This window comes from Acinetobacter sp. NIPH 284 (assembly GCF_000369425.1).
In the GTDB taxonomy this organism is placed as follows: Bacteria; Pseudomonadota; Gammaproteobacteria; order Pseudomonadales; family Moraxellaceae; genus Acinetobacter.
Window position 1 is genome coordinate 115,220 of sequence record NZ_KB850011.1, and the last position, 21,163, is coordinate 136,382.

At 40.5% G+C, this 21,163-nt stretch carries 8 protein-coding genes and 1 pseudogene; 7 read left to right on the forward strand and 2 right to left on the reverse strand.

What is annotated here, in order from left to right:
• Both F908_RS06585 and F908_RS15475 read right to left on the reverse strand, forming a co-directional pair.
• Nucleotides 1-355, reverse strand: a pseudogene (locus tag F908_RS06585) (IS701 family transposase); the annotation flags it as partial.
• 40 nt (nucleotides 356-395) lie between these two features.
• A protein-coding gene (locus F908_RS15475) for an IS4 family transposase (RefSeq protein ID WP_155756600.1) occupies nucleotides 396-1,486 on the reverse strand; the annotation gives its coding sequence in 2 pieces (ribosomal slippage) (nucleotides 396-949 and nucleotides 949-1,486; 1,092 coding nt in all).
• Nucleotides 1,487-1,776: 290 nt separating this feature from the next.
• Between F908_RS15475 and F908_RS06600 the strand changes: the two genes are divergently transcribed.
• The 7 genes from F908_RS06600 to F908_RS06630 all read left to right on the forward strand — a co-directional run bounded on the left by F908_RS06600 (nucleotide 1,777) and on the right by F908_RS06630 (nucleotide 21,138).
• On the forward strand, nucleotides 1,777-6,642 hold the full coding sequence (locus F908_RS06600; protein WP_005159531.1) for an SdrD B-like domain-containing protein: 4,866 nt from the start codon (nucleotides 1,777-1,779) through the stop codon (nucleotides 6,640-6,642).
• Nucleotides 6,643-6,845: 203 nt separating this feature from the next.
• Nucleotides 6,846-7,874: an IS701 family transposase gene (locus F908_RS06605; protein ID WP_081399852.1), complete on the forward strand. Its 1,029-nt coding sequence runs from the start codon at nucleotides 6,846-6,848 to the stop codon at nucleotides 7,872-7,874.
• A 398-nt stretch (nucleotides 7,875-8,272) separates the two neighbouring features.
• Nucleotides 8,273-10,942 (forward strand): DUF11 domain-containing protein, encoded by a 2,670-nt coding sequence (locus tag F908_RS06610; RefSeq protein ID WP_005159535.1) that lies wholly within the window; start codon nucleotides 8,273-8,275, stop codon nucleotides 10,940-10,942.
• 20 nt (nucleotides 10,943-10,962) lie between these two features.
• Entirely contained in the window at nucleotides 10,963-13,608 is a 2,646-nt protein-coding gene (locus tag F908_RS06615; protein ID WP_005159538.1) for an autotransporter outer membrane beta-barrel domain-containing protein, read from the forward strand.
• 19 nt (nucleotides 13,609-13,627) lie between these two features.
• A complete protein-coding gene (locus F908_RS06620; RefSeq protein ID WP_005159540.1) occupies nucleotides 13,628-17,698 on the forward strand; it encodes a prealbumin-like fold domain-containing protein in 4,071 nt (1,356 codons plus the stop codon).
• A gap of 228 nt (nucleotides 17,699-17,926) precedes the next feature.
• Nucleotides 17,927-18,421 carry a hypothetical protein gene (locus F908_RS06625; protein ID WP_005159541.1) on the forward strand — a complete coding sequence of 165 codons (495 nt, stop codon included), beginning with the start codon at nucleotides 17,927-17,929 and terminating at the stop codon, nucleotides 18,419-18,421.
• A gap of 29 nt (nucleotides 18,422-18,450) precedes the next feature.
• Complete coding sequence (locus F908_RS06630; RefSeq protein ID WP_005159542.1) at nucleotides 18,451-21,138, forward strand: beta strand repeat-containing protein; 2,688 nt, start codon at nucleotides 18,451-18,453, stop codon at nucleotides 21,136-21,138.
• The last annotated feature ends 25 nt before the right edge of the window (nucleotides 21,139-21,163 follow it).

The following is a 21,163-nucleotide window of genomic DNA, read 5'->3' on the forward strand; positions in this document are numbered from 1 at the left end:
CATTTTGATCTGTCGCATACAAGGTAATGAGATTAATACCCTTGACGGATCGGTGGTGTTTGCCTGACCAAAAATAGCTAACTAAGTCCATATGTTGACTATATGGTTTATCTAAAACAGTATCATCAATACTGACTATAAGTTTTTTATTATCAATATGTTGAATTGCTTCTTGATATAGGTCGTGAGGTGTGTAGTCTTCACGCTCCAGAAAGCGATTTACACTATCATGCGAGATATTATAAGTCTCGGCAAGTTGTGTGCAGCTAATAGAGTTCGGTTCTGTCATGAGAAAGCCCATATAAATGGGTAATGTACAAGTTGCTGTAGAAGCATGTTTAGTTCGTCTGATCACAGATACTTTATAAACTATTTTACTCTGTACACGACAAATTTCACAGAACTCTTATCCTATCAGGCATCTGCCTTCTTAAAATTGCCAGAATTTCCTTAAACTCTTCTTTTTTCCCAAAACCAATTAAATGCTGAATCGCCATTTGAACATAGTCTAAACCATAGCGAAATAAACTCATTGAGAGTCGTCCATGCTTCTTTATTTTTATCGCTTTTTTTTGATTATGTTGCCATTCACCCGTTAAGTAACACCAACAGAAGCTTATAGCTAACACCGCAATCAATTTTTTCACTCGTCTAGGGTCTGTCAAGCGCGTATTTTCAAGATTGAATCCTCGTCCTTTGAGACAACTGAATAAGGTTTCAATTTCCCAGCGTAATGCATAATCCTGAATAGCATTGGCATTAAACTGAGGAGAAACGACGAGTAAAAGCTCTCCATTTTCTAACTGTAGTGCACTTATATATAGTTTCACCCGACCAACCAAAATCCGTCGTTTACGACATTCAATTTGACCAACTTTAAGATGGCGAAATAAATCACTAATTTTATGATTCTTTCCTAAATGATTGGTGACAATGAAGTTTTTTTTACACGAATGCAGAAGTTGATGTCTTGTTCAATTAACCATGTAAACCACTGCTCACCGATAAACTCTCTGTCTGCGAACACATTCACAATACGGTCTTTACCAAAAATGGCTATAAAGCGTTGAATCAAAGCAATACGCTCTTTCGTATCTGAATTTCCACGTTTATTAAGCAATGTCCAAAGGATAGGTATCGCTATTCCACGATAAACGATTGCGAGCATCAGGATATTAATATTTCGTTTTCCCCATTTCCAATTGGTTCTATCTAAAGTCAGTTGCACTTTGTCGAATGAAAACATATTGAAAATCAACTGAGAAATTTGACGATAATCAAAATACTGACCTGCAAAGAAGCGCTGCATACGCCGATAAAATGATTGTGGTAAGCACTTGATGGGCAAGGCTTTAGATGCAGAAGAAAGATTGCACGTTTGCTTTAAAATGATCGCAAGCATGATGAGCGAAAAGCACTTTAAATGTGACTTGTTCCATTTTAGAGATTTGTTTAAGATAAGATATAACTCATTGAGATGTGTCATAGTATTCGTCGTTAGAAAACAATTATTGTGACATTATTTCAATGAGTTATCTATTTTTGTCGTGTACAGAGACTATTTTAATACTTTTTTGAATCCGTCAATGCGTAAGTCCTAATTAATGTTAAATATGTTTTAAAAATTGTAAATTACGTGATATATTTCACACAATTATATGTGGCTGCTTCATTAGGGCTAATTAAAACCTTAATTAGGTCAAAAATAAAGGTCAGATTGAAGTTATTCACTTTCATTATTGATGAAAAATGTCCCACCGATGGAGGAGAATTTTTGTGATAAAAGTTAATAAAATCTTTTATTTATTTATTTGTGCTATTGTTTTCTTATATACATCTATTTTACATGCTGCTGTTGATATTGTTGTCAATGAGAATGATAGTCCTGACCCAATCGCAGCAGGTGGGACATTAACTTATACTCTGAATGTAGCTAATAATGGTCCTGATGATTCGACAGGGGTTAGTTTGACGGCGGCGTTACCTGCAACAGTAAGTTTGCAAAGTGTCGTTTCTTCGCAGGGGACATGTACAGGTACAACAACAATTACTTGTAGTCTGGGTAATATTGATAATAATGCGGCAGTCAATATTGTGATTAAGGTGACTGTACCCACCACACCAGGGACATTAACCAGTACCTTCACAGGTTCAAGTGGTCAAATTGATACTAATTTAACCAATAATAGTAAGATTGAAACAACAACAGTGGTACAAAGTGCTGATTTGCAAATCACAAAAACGGATAGTGCTGATCCAGTATCAGAGGGGGCGACTTATAATTATGTGCTGGCGATTAAGAATTTAGGGCCTTTTGCTCATACTACAGCAGATACAGTGACTGTAACAGATAATATTCCATCCAGTATGCGTCTACAAAGTCTACCCAGTGGTACTAATTGGACTTGTAGTAGTTCTGGTGGTACAACATTTCCCCAAAATGGACCAGTTGTTGTAACGTGTCAGAGAAATATACAAGCCAATAATGCATTGGCAGTCAATGCAAGTTTTCAGAATATTACAGTACCCGTCAAGGCATTGGCTTATGGGACGGTAACCAATGAAGCCAGCGTGAGTTCAACGATGGCTGATAAAAACACTGCCAATAATACGGTTACAGAAAATACTTCGGTAAATCAGGCGGTTGATTTAAGTGTGGCAAAGGTACTTACCAATACGTCAAATACTACCATTGGGACGAGTACACAGATCGGTGCAGGTGCGACTTATCGGTATCGTCTAACACCGTCTTTAGTCATTGGGGATACAGCAGATGCAACGGTTCGAGTCACGGATCCATTACCGAATAATATACAGGTCACTACTTCACCAACAGTATCTGGTAATTCAGGGGTATGGAGTTGTGATTATAGTCCAAGCCAGACTTTACCTTTTACGGTATCAGCCAGTAACCCTGTGAGTGTCATTTGTGACTCTTCAACACCCTATGTGAATACCAGTACGACAACACAAAGTCTGGGGATTATCCAGTTTGATTTTATCCCAACTCAAGGGGGTACATTGACTAATGCGGCAACAGTAGGTTCTGTGGGTAATATCTTAACTGATATTGCAACCAGCAATAATACAGCTTCAGTGACACATACAGTGAACGGAAATGCCGATCTGAGAATTACTAAAACTGTCAATGGTTCTGGTGCTGTACGTGCTTTAAACTCTACAGCAACTTACACGCTTGCTTATCGTAATGCGGGTACATCTCCCATCCCTGCTGGAACAACAGTAACGATTACTGATACGTTGCCTAGTGGTGTTCAAATTACGGCGATTACTGCGCCAGCTGGCTGGAGTTGTCCAACTGCAAGCACAGCTTCTCCCATTAATGGACCTACAACCATTACATGTACACTGACCAATGGTCTGGTGGTATCAAGTAGTAATAATGGTAGCATCACACTGTCTGCAAAATTTACCAGTACTGGGGTGAAGCAAAATATTGGCAATATTAGCTCTGTCATATCCGATCCTGATCTGAGTAATAACCAGTCAGACAATACGCTGACGATTGTAGATACATCAGGAGGTGGTACTTATAGTGATTTGTCAATTGTTAAGGACGATACCGTATCAGGCAATACTACTTATGGACCTGATCCTGTGGCAGTAACAGGTAATGTACGCTATCGCTTGCGTGTAACCAATAATGGACCATCTAATATGCCAACGGGTCGTACAGTGACAGTAACGGATACCATTCCTGTCAATTCTACCATTGTGAGCTATGCACCCACTGTATCTACCCAAGGCTGGAGTTGTAGTGATACTGGCACGGTGATTACCTGTACCCGCACTGTGAGCGCTTCATCTACCTGGACGGTAAATACAACCAATGATATTGATGTGGTATTAAAAGCCAATAACGGCACAACAATGACTAACTACTCACAAGTAGTGACCACAAACGATCCAATAGGCAGCAATGATACTGCCCAACAGCAAACCACTATTCTGGATGATGCCAATTTAAAACTGGTTAAAACAGTGTCAGCCACTAGTGTTTATATGGGACAGAGCTATACCTATACTTTTGTGGTGACGAATCAGGGGCGAACTGCTGTACCAGTGGGAGCGTCAAATGCTATTCGTTTGGTTGATAGTATGAATCCTGATCCAGGGGCAACACTGGTGTCTACGACAGCGACAGCCAATGGCTGGACTTGTACCACAGCAGGAACAGGAAATGTCACTCCCTTGACTTGTGATTATGCAGGTGGTCTGGCAGTGGGGGCGAGTACTTCATTTACTGTGACTGTGACACCTAGGACGGTTGGGATGGCACGTTCAAATACAGCCAGTATCAGTTTTGTCAGTACTGCTGTTGTTGCTGATCCAGATTTTACAGATAATAGCAGTACTGTGACCTTAGATGTACTGCCAAGTGCTGATTTGCAGATCGGCAAAAGTGCTTCCTTAACAACGGTTGCTGCTGGTCAGAACCTGACCTATATTTTAACCGCCAGAAATAATGGTCCTAGTGTTGCTACCAATGTTACTGTTATTGATACTTTGCCGAGTAATGTGACAGTGATGTCAATCACACCAACAGGCGCTGGTACTTGTCAGCAGGACGTACCTACCGCAGGAAAAATTCAGTGCCAATGGGCAAGTTTAGCCAATAATACTACGCAATCAGTGACAGTTGTGGTGCGTCCCCAACAGGCAGCAGCAGGTACAAACATCATAAATACCGCCACTATTAGTTCCGATATTTATGATGCTGTGAGTACCAACAACACATCTTCAGTGTCTACAACAGTAACTTCTGCTGTCATTGATCTGGTGATCAATAAATCAGATCTGGTTGATCCTGTTGCGCAAAACGGCACTGTGGTTTATACGGTAACAGTAAATAATCTGGGGCCTTCGGTTGCAACCAATGTGATAGTCACTGAAAACTTGCCTTATACTTATCTTGAATTTATAGATGCCACTCCTCAGCAGGGAAGTTGCACAACACCAAATAGCAGTCATCAAATGCTCTGTAATCTGGGAAGTGTAGAGGCGGGTCAAACAATAACGATTACTATCCGTATGTTGGCAAAGTATATTGGTACCGATGTCAATCAGGTCAGTGTTCAGGCAAGTGAAACAGATAGTTTAACGACCAATAATAGTGATAGTGAAAATACCACAGTGCAACTTGGAACAGATGTTCAGGTCACCAAATTGGTCGATAGTACAAATATTTATGTTAATCAATCTTTTTGGTATACCATTAATATTTTCAATGAGGGGCCTGCAAACAGCAATGTGACTCTCACAGATACTATTCCTGTAGGAATTGATTATGTTTCCTATACCATAACAGGGGGAAGTTGTACTTACAATAGTAGCAATAAGACCCTGACTTGCAACATGGGGTTAATGACTCCAGCTACAACTAAGCAAGTCAGAGTACAGGCAGTTTCCAGACAATTAGGGACGATTATCAATACAGCAAATGTAAGTGGTTCGACACCTGAGCTTATTTTGGATAATAACCAGTCTAGCGTGAGTGTTAACTCACAACTGATTGTTTCAGGAAGGGTATTTAATGATAATGGCGGCACAGTAAATAATATTTTTGCTAATGCCTATAATGGTGTACAAGATACTGGCGAGAATGGGATTGCTGGTGCGAGGATTCAACTGACCAATTGTATTAGTAGTATTATTGCAGAAACCACAACCAATGCAGCAGGTGATTATCAGTTTATTCGTAATGCAAATCTGCCAAGTCCCTATTGTATTATAGAAACTAATACGCAAAATTTTACCTCAGTTAGCGGTGTTGCCAATTACACACGTAGTACCGATACCATTAGCGTGGCAAATAGTACTGTAGCCAGCTATACCACAGGAAATTTTGGCGATGCTAATCTGAGCGTGATACTCATAGAAGATGGGCAACATACCATTAAAGCAGGAGAAGTGGCTGACTATCCACATCGACTGATCAGCTACGCGCCTGTGAGCATTACCCAGATGGTACAAAATCTGGCACAACAGCCAGCTTCCAGTACAGATCAGGTATGGCAGGCTATTATCTATCAGGATATTAACTGTAATGGCAAAGTGGACGCGGGGGAAAGTGTATTTAACCCCACCACAGGTAGCCCAATCCTGTTACAGCCAGCAACCGACATCTGTCTGGTACAGCGTGTCCTGTCGCCAAGTAATGCCTATGCAGGCGCACAGCAAATGACCCGACTACAGGCCAGCTATCAGATTAGCCTGAGTAATCCATCGCAAACGATCACAGGACAAAGCAACCAGCGACAGGATACCACCCTGATTGGCAGTGCAGGACTTGATTTGCAGAAACGAGTACGTACCGTTGCCACGTGCCCATCAACAGTGAGTGACAGCACTTCTTTTGCGATCAACAATCAGGCGACCAGCCAACAAAAACTGGAGTATGAGATCACCTATAAGAACAATAGTGTGAAAGTGTTGCAAAATGTAAAGCTGAAAGACAGTGTGCCATTGGATACAACGTTTGGTAGCATCAATTGCCAGTCTACCCCTTCAGGCATTACAGGTTGTACAGCAACCCATAACAATGGCCAGCTAGAGTGGGTGTTGACAGGTAATCTGCCACCTTCTGCTACGGGTACAGTGAGGTTCTGTGTTTCACCGTGATGGGGTGGTTATTGCAAAATGCTCAGGAAGTCTGGCTGTTAGCTACTTGCTGGGTGTTTTGATAGGGGGAGGAGTTCTGAATTCTCAATTAAAGGATTCATATTGATGTCATAAAAGTGAAAGATTATTTATAGGATTTTAAGATGATAGGACTTACGCATTGACGGATTCAAAAAAGTATTAAAATAGTTTATAAAGTATCTGTGATCAGACGAACTAAACATGCTTCTACAGCAACTTGTACATTACCCATTTATATGGGCTTTCTCATGACAGAACCGAACTCTATTAGCTGCACACAACTTGCCGAGACTTATAATATCTCGCATGATAGTGTAAATCGCTTTCTGGAGCGTGAAGACTACACACCTCACGACCTATATCAAGAAGCAATTCAACATATTGATAATAATAAACTTATAGTCAGTATTGATGATACTGTTTTAGATAAACCATATAGTCAACATATGGACTTGGTTAGCTATTTTTGGTCAGGCAAACACCACCGATCCGTCAAGGGGATTAATCTCATTACCCTGTATGCGACAGATCAGAATGGTCAAAATATTCCAATTAATTTCCGAATTTATGACAAATCTGAGGGTAAAACCAAGAATGATTACTTTATGGATATGTTAAGTGAAGTACTTAGTTGGGGTGCAAAGATTCAATTTATTACAGGTGATAGTTGGTATTCATCGACTGGAAATCTAAAAACCATAAGAAAATATGGTATTCGATTTATGTTTGGTATCGACTGTAACCGTAAGGTTTCCCCAGAAAAAGGACAATGGTTTCAACTGCGTTTATTGCCAGATTTTCATCAGGGTCAAGTGGTCTGGCTCAAAGATTTTGGCTTTGTACAATTATTTAAGACTCAGTTAAAAGAACAGCAGAGGTTTTATATTGTGCATCAAGATGAAGATGATTTATTGTCCTTTGAGGGTTTTCATGAATTACATTCAAGTCATTGGAAAATAGAGCAATATCACCGAGTGATTAAACAGGTTTGTCATATTGAAAAGTTTCAAGTAAGACGATCTAAACTGATTTTGAATCATATTTTTGCAGCCTTGATGGCCTACGTCGAGATACAAAAGAACCAGTTTGAGCGGATCTTTGAAAATGTATATCGTTGGCAGAAGAAATTATTTAGACCAATCATCAAAGACTTCATTGATGACTTTATTCTCGATAAAAATCATCTCCTACCACAGAGAATCTATAAATAATAGTGCGTAAGTCCTATAAAAAAAGGTTCAATTACTTTACTGAATATTTAGGGTCTGTTGACACTTACTGTTCATAATTAACCCTATAAAGGTAGCCATAAAAATATACAGGCTATAGCAACAGAACTTTGATAATTTCTTTTGCTTTAGCTTGCATATACATTTGGTTACCAGGATGAAATGTCAATAGACCCTAATCATTTCATAAGTATTATTTATAAATAACAGGCATCTACAGGTTTTTTTACAAATGATAGTCTGTAAGAAAAAAATCACCTTTTTGTTAATTTGCGTGTTCAAGTCGATATTTTTGTAGTATTCTTTCGTGAAGATTGTCAATAAAACCGTACAATTTATCAATAAAAAATCAATTTTACATTTTTTGTGGGTTCTGAAACATGATAAGCCGATTCAAGAAAAGTGCTGTCTCAAAAACTTCATTTATCGCTTTATTAGGCTTATTTATTGGATTTCATAGTTCTATTGCATTTGCTCAACCGAAAGCAGGAAGTAACATCACAAACATTGCCAGTGGTGATTTTGAAGATGAACAGGGCAATCTACAAACCATTAACTCTAACCCTGTGATTCTGACCGTTCAGGCGATTTATTCACTGAGTCTACAAAGCAATCAGCAAAATATTGGTACGATTGGCAGTAAATTAAATTTTCCTCATGTGCTGACCAATACGGGGAATATTGCAGATAACTACAAGCTTGCTTTGACACAACTCACAAATGACCAATTTGATCTGGAAAATATCGCAGTTTATGTAGATCGGGATCAAAATGGTGAACCTGATGATAATAACAATTTACTGAATAATGCTGTTCTGCATGTGGAAGCAGAGGAGTCAGTTGCTTTGGTGGTCGTGGGAAGTATTCCCAAGAATGTTAGCACAGGAAATATAGCGAACTTTAGTCTAACTTCAACCAGCCAACTTGACCCAAATCACGTTTCTGCGACGGTTTCAGATGTTGCAAAAGTGGTTGATGATGCGGTTATTCAGGTCACAAAATCTCAAAATATCAGTACTGGTAAAACAGGCACAGAAATTACCTATACGTTCACCTATAGCAATACAGGAACTGCACTAGGTCAGTTACTGGTTCATGATACTTTACCGAGCGGTGTTAGCTACCAGACAGGAACAGCCGAATGGAGTAGTGGGACAGGTCCACTCACCGAAGCAGATAGTAATAATGAGGCTGGCAGTACCACTGATACCGTGTTGACCTATAAATATGCAACTGGTGAAGTTGAATTTGGACTAACAGGGATTGCAGCATTAAGTAAAGGAACAGTGAGTTTTAAGGTAAAAGTTAATCCAAATGCAGCGGAAAAGATCAATAACACTGCGAACTATAAACAGTATAAAAACAATACAACTACTTTATTGAAAGACACCAACACCAATACTGTTATTTTTAATGTAGAACAAACTCTGGGTGTTATTCTAAATAAAATGGCAACGAGTACTGCTGATGGAGGCACGAATGACTTGTTCTCCAAACCAAACACATTTACTGGTACTGCCAAAGAGGTTCAGTTTGAAAATTATGTCTGGAATACGGGGCAGGCAACAGATAGCTATAATCTTACAATTGATAAAAGTGTAAATGTGCCAAGTTGTGCGATAACCCGTTTATATCACTCTGATGGAAAAACTTTGCTGACCGATAGTAATGCTGACGGTGTGGTAGATACAGGTTCGATGGCAGCAGGCGCATCGAAAAAAATTGTGCTTGGTGTTTATTTTCCTGCGAATTGTGTCACTACAGAGACGTTGAATTTTGACATCACAGCAATTTCTACTACAGATACGGCAATTAAGAATACGACTCGTGATCAATTAACCAATACTAATTCTGTCGGTTCTAGCGACTTGTACAATAATGACGGTTCAGGAAATGGTATAGGTGCTGTTACATCAGCTGGTGGACAGGCATGGGTAAATAAATCAGCAGTTAGGGGGGGAACAGCCGTATTTCCTTTGGTTGTAGAGAATAAGAGTACGGTAACCAATAGCTATAATTTATATGCTTCGGCTGCTGAAATTGATGTCAATAGTATCAATACCAGTTTGCCTGCCCAGTGGACAGTGAAATTCTATGATACGAGTAATGATTGCCAAACCCTAGGGAATGTAATCAGCAGTACTGGCAATGTAGCAGCAGGTGCAACCAAAAAATATTGTGCTGTGGTCAGTGTTCCCACTAATACAGACTTGGCCAATCTTCCTATTTGGTTTGCGATAAAATCACCAATGAATGCACAGGCGGATAGTATTAAGGACCAAGTTGATATTATTCAGAGACAAATGACACTGGCAAATGATCGGCAGGGTCGGGTCAATATTGGTGGGACAGTTGTCTATTTACATACCTTAAAGAATACAGGGACTGTGGTTGAGGGGAATGCAGCAGGCCAGATCACGTTTAGTGTTATTCCGCAAAACCCAAATGATACCTTTACTTATACTTTGTATCATGATGCCAATAATAATGGCGTGATTGATGCGACTGATCCAATGATCAATGATTTATCCATCATTACAGGTGGCTTGGCACCCCAAGCCTCAATTCAACTTCTCTTAAAAGTTCAGGCACCAACAACGGCAACCAATGGTATGTCTAGTGTGGCGAATATTGTGGTGAAAGCAAACAATACCATTCAGGGGTTGGCCTTGGCTGATATACAAAATACTGATTTAACTACAGTTGATCCAACACAACTACGCTTAACAAAAGAACAAACTAAAGATGAAAATTGTGCCTTAACTTCGGTAACTGTAATAAATGCAGTGTATGGAAGTACGCCGCTTCAAGTAAAACCAAATCAGTGTGTGACCTACCGTTTAACCCTTAAAAATGAAGGGGCAACTTCTGCCAGCAATGTCGTAATCAATGACGTTGTGCCTGCTTATAGCAATTTACGTACAGGTTTACCTCCTTCAATCACGCAGGGGACAGTGACTGTAAATACAGATCAAATTGCAGGGAATGTGGGTACGCTTGCACCGCAGGGGCAGGCTGCCATGTATTTCTCCATTCGGGTAAGCCCATAAAACAGAGCGGATATTAGAGCATGAAGATGATCAATACACTCAATCATAACCGCCCAAAACTGTTTAATTGGGTCTTGACCTTGCTGTGCATGTTGATGATCCAGCAATCGGCTTGGGCTGCAACCAACTCGATCATCAGTAACATGGCAGTTGGTGAGTACAGCGAAGAGGGTTCAACAGTTGTACAGGTAGCACGTTCCAACTTGGTGCAAACCACAATTTTACCTGTGTACTCATTAAATTTGGAGGCGGCAAATAATAAGAAAGCTGTAGCTGGGCAAACGATTTATTTTAATCATATTCTAACCAACACCAGTAATGAGACAGACCAATATACTTTCGCTGTAAACAATAACCTCACTGGTGATGATTTTGATTTTGTGAGTAGTAGCTTGACTGTTTATTTGGATGCCAATAATGATGGTGTCCCAGATGGATCGCCAATTACAGGTTATACATTGGGTGCAGGTCAGTCCGTTGGACTGGTTGTTGCAGCAAGCATACCGAATACGATTGCCACAGAAAAATTTGCAAATTTAACTTTGGCGGTGACATCTGCGAATGGTGCGAGTGGAACAAATAGCAATGTTGACAAGGCAACTGTAACTGACCAGTCAACTCTGGTGGTGCGTAAAAAATTCTCTCAAATCACTGCTGCAAATGGTGATGTGGTCACTATACGTCTGGATTATCAAAATCCAAGTAATGTTGCTACAGGTAATATCACTTTAACGGATACTCTGGATTCAACCTTAACGTATCAATCCAATAGTGGTGAAAACTGGAATGGCACAACCGTCGACCCTGCAACAGGAGCAAATGATCCTACTGGTATTAATTATTATGTAAGTTCTAATGTTGTGACTGCTGTATTGACCAGTATTCCTGCAAATTCGATTGGTTATATTGAATTTAAGGTAAAAATTAATAAAAGTATTGCAGGAAAGATTGAGAATTTTGTCAATGTGACAGGAACAACGACCGACAAAACAAATACTGCAATTGTAAATGTTGCTCCAGTCTATGCGGTCACAATCAATGGTAACGTTAGTAATATTAATGATAGTAATCCTGTGACTGCAAGCACTGTTCAAGGCGGTGAACTTAAATTTACCAACTATGTCTGGAATACAGGGAATACCGCAGATCGTTTTAATCTGACTTTGACCAATAATAATTTTCCAGTTGGAAGCCAAATTGAGTTATATCGTGCCGATGGTGTGACACCATTATTAGACAGTAATGGTGATGGTATTCCTGACACGGGCCTGTTGGCAGCTAATACCAGTATCCCAGTTGTGGTCAAAGTTCGTTTCCCAAGTAGTTATACGGTAAGCACACCTACAGCCTTTGCGGTTTCTCCTCGAGCACAATCTGTAGGTGATGGTAGTAAAACCAGTACCATTCAAGATCAGGGTACTTTAACACCTGTTTCACAATTGGTGGATTTAACCAATAGTCCTGAAAATACAGGTTTGGGTAATGGTGCAGTTGAGAATAATAATGGTTCTGCATGGAAAACAATACTTGCTGTGAAATCCAGTAGTAATTCTGTTGCAGGTGGACAGGCAATTTTCCCATTAAAAATCAGCCATACAGGTGTTGGAACAGAATATTTACTCAGTGCCAATGCTAGCAGTGATTTTTCCAGTCTAACTTTACCCGCTGGTGTTAATCGTGTGCGTTTTTATACGTCAAGCAATGGAACAGATTGTAGTGTTTTAGGCAATGAAATTGGCAAAACCCGTTACTTAAATGATGGGGAAACCCAACTGGTTTGTGCGGTTGTTGAAGTGGATAAAGTCAATAAAGACGTGACTGTACCAATTTATTTTCGTGTGATCTCAACCAGCTTTGTTGGTACGGATAACCCTGCTCAGGATACAATCAAAAACGCAGTGGAGATTCAAAGTGTAAATGCCAAGCCTCAATTGGAATTTACACCAGATTTACATGGTCAGGTCGCACCATTAGGCACTGTGGTCTATCGTCATTTACTAACGAACCCTGCTGCTACAGACTTTACGGGGAGCTATGGTTTTATCATCAACAATAGTGAGTCTAGCTTTAACAGTGTACTATTTCTGGATGTCGATGGGGATGGTAAGTTCAGCAGTGGGGATTTAAATATTCGTACATTGGCGGACTTACCTAATGGCAAAGTGGCAGCTCATGAGCAAATTCAACTCTTACTACAGGTCACGAATGTTGTAAATAACAATGTCAATCAGGCGAATACAACGGTTGTGAACTTAACAGATAGTAGCAATCAGGTTATTGCTTCTATTAAAGATGTGACCACAGTCAAGCAGTCACAATTAACCCTGACAAAATTGCAGGCACGAGATTTTAATTGTGATGGTACAGCCGATGAAACATACACAACAAATGCTTTAACTATTGGTAAGCAAAGCAATGGTCAAGGCCAATGTGTCTTATACAAGGTTATTTTAAATAATTCAGGCGCCACAGTGAATAACTCGTTTACCTTTAGGGATATGACACCAGCGTATACCGTGTTATCAAAAGTTCCAACCTGTACAGCATGTAGTGGCACAACAGCTCCTGCTTTAAATAATGCAGGTGAGCTAACAGGAACTTTAAATAGTGTGGTGGGCGGTCAAAGTTACGAATTCAGTTTCGGGGTGCGCTATGTGGGGCAGTAATTCAATGGAAAAATTCAAGATGATGAAACTGGCTAATCATGCTGTTCTAAAACTTTTGATTTTGTTTTTTTCACTGGTCAGTAGCATCAGTATTGCTCAGGCTGCTTATCAGCGTAGTTTTATTAACCTGAGTTTTGAAAGTCCTAAGATTGCAAATACGGGTAACGCCTGTCGTGTTTATATTGACAGTACCAAAGTTCCTGGTTGGTTAACCACACATCCTTATTATCAAGAAGAAGTCAATGGAACATGTACTTATACTGCAAGTGGTAGTGGTCAGATTATGGAACTGTGGTCAGGACCTCGGGGTATTGGGGGGGGAGGCACAGGCAACCTGGTTGCTAAAGAAGGAACGCAGTTCGCTGAATTAAATGCCGAACGTCTTTCAGAAATATCCCAAAATATTTGTTTGGTCAATGGCGAGCAAGTCAATTGGAGATTTAGCCATAATGGACGAAATACCAATCCTGATACCATGAATTTTCGTGCAGGTACGCAACCAGTAGTATCAGTCGCAACTGGTACAACAGGGACGGGTAATATAACGTCATGTAGTGCTGGTACATGTAATCCTGTGCAAAGTAATACTGTACCTGTGGGAAGTACAACTCGATGGGCCGATTATAGCGGAAGCTTTATTTATACTGGTGCAACAGGACAAACAACCATTGGTTTTCAGTCCACTTCGGGTTCAGGAACCTCAGGGAATTTTTTGGATGGTATCCAGATTGAAGTCAAGCCGATTATTGAATTTACATCTGCTAATTATTCTGTACCCGAAAATGGCGGTAATGTTCAGCCCATACAGGTAATTGTGGTTGGAACTGTGCCACCAGCAGGCATTCCACTGGCCTTTACAGTTAATGATGGTACAGCACAGCTAGGTACAGACTATAAAATTAATGGTGGGGTGGCCAATACTTTTACCATCACAATACCCGCAGGTAACTATGGAAGTGGTACACCTTATATCCTGAATGTCCCTGTAGAGATTATCAGTGATACCGTTCCTGAGCCTGATGAAACTTTTACAGTTACAATCAATCAAAGTAATGCATACCATGTCATGTCTTCAAGTGGTTGTGGTGCATCAGGTAATGGCACGGCAACCTATAAAATTATTGATGATGATGAACCTCAGGATGTGGATGTAAAAATTGAAAAAACTCAGCGTAAAGGAACGAGTGGATCATTTCAATCACAACCTCTAATGGTAAAAACTAATGATACAGTTCAGTATCAGTTAGTGATTACCAATAAAGGAGAACGTGCAATTAGTTCTACAGGGGTAGCTAATTTTCAGGATGTCGTTCCAAATAATTTTAATTCAGTTTCTATTGCTGTAGCTGCCACTAAAGGTGGAACAGCAACTGCTTCTGATAAATGTACAGCAAGTTTATCAGGAAACACCTTGTCAGGTACTTTTAGTGGTCCTAAAGGAGCGACTTGTAGCGTTACTATCTCTGCAACAGCAGTGTCAGGCGTTGCCACAAACACGGCAACAGTGGAAGCTACTGCAAATAATGATATTTTTCGTGACGACAACACCAGTAGTGTACAAACTACCATTGCCAGAGCTTTGATTTATTTAACTAAATCTAGTGTGGGGGGGACAGGTTCATTTGATTTTTCTTTAACAGGCACAAATAAAACCAGTGCGACCGTTGTTACACAAACACCAATTGATCAATATCAGGTTGACGGTGGAACAATATTTACAGGTCAGCCTTTTGCAGTCACCTCGTCATCAGAGGGTGTAAATATTTCAGAAACAAATGTGGCTGGTTGGTCATTACTGGGTGCAACATGTCGTGTTCGAAATGATGATGGCACGTCTGGTGCGCTTGTTGGCACTCCACCAAGCTCAGGAACGGGTACAAAAACTTATTCCTTTACCTCCAATCAAATTAACAATAACCCAAATATAAACTGCAATTTTACCAATATTAAAGTGCCAATTGTCAAGATTGCAAAAGAATCTCGTGGTGGTATAGGTACATTTACTTTTACCAATAGTAATTTATCCAGTGCATCGACAAATGTGGCAACCTCCTCCTCAAGTTCTTCCACTAATATTGGTAAAGGTACTTCTGCTGCTTTAACGGTGAATGACACCTTTTCAAATGTGACGATTAGTGAACCAACTGTATTGACGGGTTATGTATTAAAGGATGCGAAATGTACTGATGCCAATAGCTCTATTACAGGAAATATTGGTGAGTTTGGGGATTTAAGCGGGTCAACGCTGACCATTTCATCTGGTCGACTAATTACTGGTGGAGCAGATATTACCTGTACATTTGTTAATAGTACGCCAAGTTTAACAATTAAAAAAATTAGCCGTGGTGGGGTTGGGAAATTTGATTTTACTGCAACTGCAAATAGTGGCATCTTAAATCACTCCGTGACCACAACAGTTCCAGAAGCTGCCACATCAGGTACAACCCAATATTTTTCTCCAAGTTTATCAACTGATGTGGTTCTAACTGAATCGAATATGCCGACAGGATATCGGTTGACCGATGCTGTATGTACGGGTATAGGAGCAAGTTCAGTCACTGTTAATAAAACAAATGGGACAGTCACTTTATCCAGAACGGGAATTGCAGCAGGGGCAGATATTGTATGTACTTTAACCAATACCCTTACGACGCTCACTTTAATCAAAAAATGGGAGAATGCCTTAGCTGGTGATAGTGCAACCGTGAACAGTGTTGGCTTTACCACAAATGCAACAACAGGACTCTCAGTTGCGGATGCCACGGGAGCAAACTCTACAGCAGGTGCACCAATTATTGTTCCGCTGGGCATGCTTGGAACAACAGGAAGTATCATTGAGGCATTTAGCAAAGGCGATGAAAATGAGTATGTGGGGAATCTCGTCTGTACTGGCAACACTACGCCTTTAAATGGCAATAAATTAACGATTAATACAAACGATGCAGCCATTATTTGTACCTTAACCAATAGCCGTAAAGACTTGGTTCTAATATCAGGCAAAGTCTTTAATGATAATGGCGGCAGCGTCAGCAATATATTAAGCAATGCCTATAATGGAATCATTGATGCAAATGAGCAGGGCATTGCTGGCAGTTCGCTTAAACTTGCCAATTGTTCTGGTGTTGACCTCAATGTTGTATCAATAAGCAATGACAATGGGGATTATCGTTTTAAAGTTGAGAAAACTGTTCTAAGTAACCCATTCTGCATTGTGCAAACCAATTTACCTGAATACACCTCAGTTAGCGGGGTAAGTCCAACAGGAACGTACAGTCGCAATACGGATACGATTACTGTTCCAAAAACCACAGCCACAAGTTATCCAAACAATAATTTTGGTGATGCCAATCTCAATGTGGTTTTAACAGAAGATGGACAACATACCATTACCGCAGGTGAAGTGACTGATTATCCACACCGTTTAAGTACCCAGGCCCCTGTTTGGGTAACACAGTTGAAACAAACCCAACCAAGCTCAAACAATGATCAACCTTGGCAGGCATTGGTTTATCGAGATACGAACTGTAATGGTACTGTTGATGCTGGTGAGACAGTATTTGATCCAACACCATCTGGCACTGTTTTATTACAACCAAATACCGATATCTGTCTTGTTCAACGAGTACTTTCGCCAACTAATATTTTTGCTGGTGCACAGCATATTGGAACACTACAGGCAAGCTATGCAGTGGCTGCATTAAGTCTAACAGATCAAAAAACCCAACAGCGTCAGGATGTGACACTAATTGGCAGTGCAGGCCTTACATTGACAAAAAAAGTACGTGCAGTAAGCAGTTGTTCATCAACTCCGTCTGATTCTTTAGGCTTTTTAGTGAATAATCAGGCCACAAAACAGCAAAATCTGGAGTATGAGATCACCTATAAAAATAATAGTGTGAAGAACCTACAGAATGTCAAAGTAAAAGATAGTTTACCAACTGGTACTAATTTTGGCAGTGTAAGTTGCCGCCTAACACCAAGTGGAAATACTTGTAATGCAACACGTTCTGGAGAAGTTCTTGAATGGACTTTAACAGGTTTGCTAAAACCATCAGCCACAGGAACTTTAAGATTTTGTGTTAGTCAGTAAGCAGAACCTATCACAGATCGGTAGGTTGAAAAACATGCAAAGGTCTTGGGTGAGGAAAGATGGTATGGAAGTTGCTTTGGCTTGAGGTAATGTAATGTTTTTTGTAAAAGTGTGAAATAAATCAAATAAATTTGTTGATTATTGATATACTTTCATAGAAATGGTTAACGTTTTTTTTGGATGGTAAATGTACTGTTCAAAAATAAAAAAAAGACGAGGAATAATTGAATGTCGTATTTGAACAATATGTACAAGAAATGTTTGCTTGGTACTGCGGTTCTTGTTTTGGCTGGAAGTGTATTCGCTGAGACTAAAACAACAAAAGAGCCCGTTTCAGTAGAACTCAAAACTTTCCTGATCAGTGCAGGCACTGATGGGAAACCAACCTCAAAGCTGGTGACCAAGGTAAAACCCAATGATGTGATTGAGTATCGGGCAACCTATACCAATAACACCACTGGAAAAATCAAGAATCTGGCAGCGACTTTACCGATACCTGTAGAAACTCAATTTTTGGCAAAGTCTCAGCCAGAAAATGCTGAAGCAAGTACTGATGGTACACATTTTGCCCCAATGCCTTTAAAACGCAAAGAGGGTAATCAAATGGTGAATGTACCACTGAAAGATTATCGTGCATTGCGTTGGACCATTGCGGAACTTCCAGCTGGAAAGTCTGTAACGGTTTCGGCTCAAACACGCGTAAATAGTGAAAAAACTAACTAATTGGCATTTTACATATAAGGGGTAAAATAATGTCAAACCGTCTACAACTTACACAACTTGCGGCTTCTATTGCTTTGGTCGCTGGTAGTGCTGCTTTCATTTCATCTGCACATGCCGCTGCACCAGCAGCAGGTACAAATATCAGTAACGTTGCATCTGCAACCTATACCGATAGTACGGGTGCAAGTAAGACAGTAAACTCAAACATTGTGACCACCACAGTTTCACCTGTTGGAAGTATCACGTTGGTTGCAAACCGTACTGCAACTGCCAATGCGAACGCCTTGGTCTCTTTATCACATACCTTAACCAACAATGGTAATAGTAGCGATACCATTACTTTAAGCGTGGCGAATATTGCTAATGGTTCTGGTGATGACTATGACTTTAGTGGCCTTAAAGTCTATCTGGATACCAATAATGATGGTACGCCTGATGGTGCACCAGTTGTCATTGGTAATGCAACGGGTACAATAACCCTGGCGGCAGGTCAGTCGGTTAACTTGATTGTTGAGGGTACCACAAGTGCAACGGCAGCCGCGAGTAACACAGGTCAATGGACGTTAAATGCGGTCAGTGGTCGGACTGATGTTGTGACTGGTGGAGCACTCACTGCCAGCAATACCGATACCGTGACTATTATCAATGGTGCTGTCATTAGCTTGACGAAATCGGCCAGTGTCAGCTTGATTGATGCAACCAAAGCTACTGCTGCTGATCGTGAAGTGACCTATACCCTGGTGTATAAAAACACGGGGAACAGTACAGCAACCAATGTTCTGGTGACTGATAAACTAGATTCTAGATTAGAATATGTGCCAGGTACTGCCAAGCTGATGAATGTTAGTCAAACAGATGCCGTTGATGATACGGCTGGTCCTGGTTTTGTTGATAACTATAAGATTGTTGGCGATACTTTAACCTTAAAGATTCCATCTTTAGCACCAAATACCACAGGTACATTGACCTTTAAAGCACGTGTGGTGCAAAACACTGATCCAGCCTTGATTAGAAACACTGCGGAAGTTGATCCTGGTACAGGAACCAAGACACCATCTAACGACAACTATGTTGAAGTTGCAAAGATTTTCAAAGGTACCATTAACGATAGTGATACCAATAACTATGCCGATGGTGCAAACCCTGGTGCTCCTTTAGATAACCAGATTACCATTGCTGATCTACTTCAGGGTCAAGTTGCTGTGTTTGGTACAGCAGCAACTGAAAAGATCGTAATCCATAACACAGGTAATTTCGCCGACGAATTTACGGTTTCAACTAGTAATGGCACCTTGCCTCCTAATAGTGTAATTACGTTGTATCAGGCAGATGGAGTAACACCATTTGTTTCAACAGGTACCCTTGCCAAAGGTGGAAAGTATGAGCTGGTGGCAAAAATCACCTTGCCTGCATCCTATGCAAACGCAGCAAATCCAAACCTTACAGCAACTTTATTGGTAAAACCGAAGTCAAACCCAGCTCAGACTGCCGATACTTTGGATTTGATTATTACCAAAGTCACCCCTGCAACTGTGGACTTACATAACGGTAATGCGACCAATCAAGATGGTTCTGGTGCAGCTGTTGGTTCAGGTAAGGATGCTAATAAATATGCGAATGAAGTATCAGTTCTACCAGGTAACTCGGTAACATTCCCATTACAGGTAGACAACCTCGGTTCAGTAAGCGATAACTTTAATTTATCCCATAACTTGCCAGCAGGTTGGGATGTGAAGTTCTATGTTGCAGATGCAGCAGGTACTGGTCCAACAGGTTCACCAATTACCAATACAGGTAATCTTGACGCCCAGACAGGTACTAAAAAACTGGTAGCTGTGATCACACCGCCATTAGGTGAAACAGCAGGCGATCAAGAGGTACTGTTAACGGTAACGTCGCCAGCAACAGGTTTGAGCGACACCATCGCAGAAAAACTGACTGTTCAGGCAGACCGTAAACTGGTTCTAAATCAGGATCGTATTGGTCAGGTTGCACCAGGGGGTACAGTTGTTTATAAACACACTTTAACCAACAATAGTAACTTGGTTGAAGGTGCAACCGCAGCGGGTATACCATTTACTTTAACTAGTTTAAATACTGACTGGGCAGCCAGTTTGTATATTGACAACAACAATGACGGCTTGATCGATGCGAATGATACGCTAGTCACAGGAGCTGCTCTTACATTCCCTGGTAATGCTGGTATTGCTAAGGGTGCTACAGTCAACTTACTCGTTAAGGTTCAGGCACCAGTCAATGCAACTGTGGGTACACAAAACCCAGTAGTCTTGACCTTTAATCCAGTTGATTACAATGGAATTAGCCATGCTGCATTGAAAAATACTGACTTGACCACAGTTACTGAGGGTCAGGTACGTTTGGTGAAAGATCAGTATCTTGCAAACTGTACAACAGGTGCTGCGGTATCTGGAACATATACACAAATGACTGTATCGGCAAAACCAGGCGAATGTGTGAAATACCGTATTGTTGCGACCAATGAAGGTAATGCGACAGTAACCAATGTTGTGATTAGCGATAATACGCCGTCATACACTACCTTGAAAGCAATCTCAGGTGTGTCTCCAAAAGCAACCAACGCAACACTTGGTGGTATTTCTGCTGATGGTGCAACAGGTACTGTTTCAGCAGCACAAGCAAGTTTTGCACCAAATGCAACAGCATCATTAGAGTTCGTAATCAAAGTTGATGAGTAATACTCATTAACATGATCTAATGTAA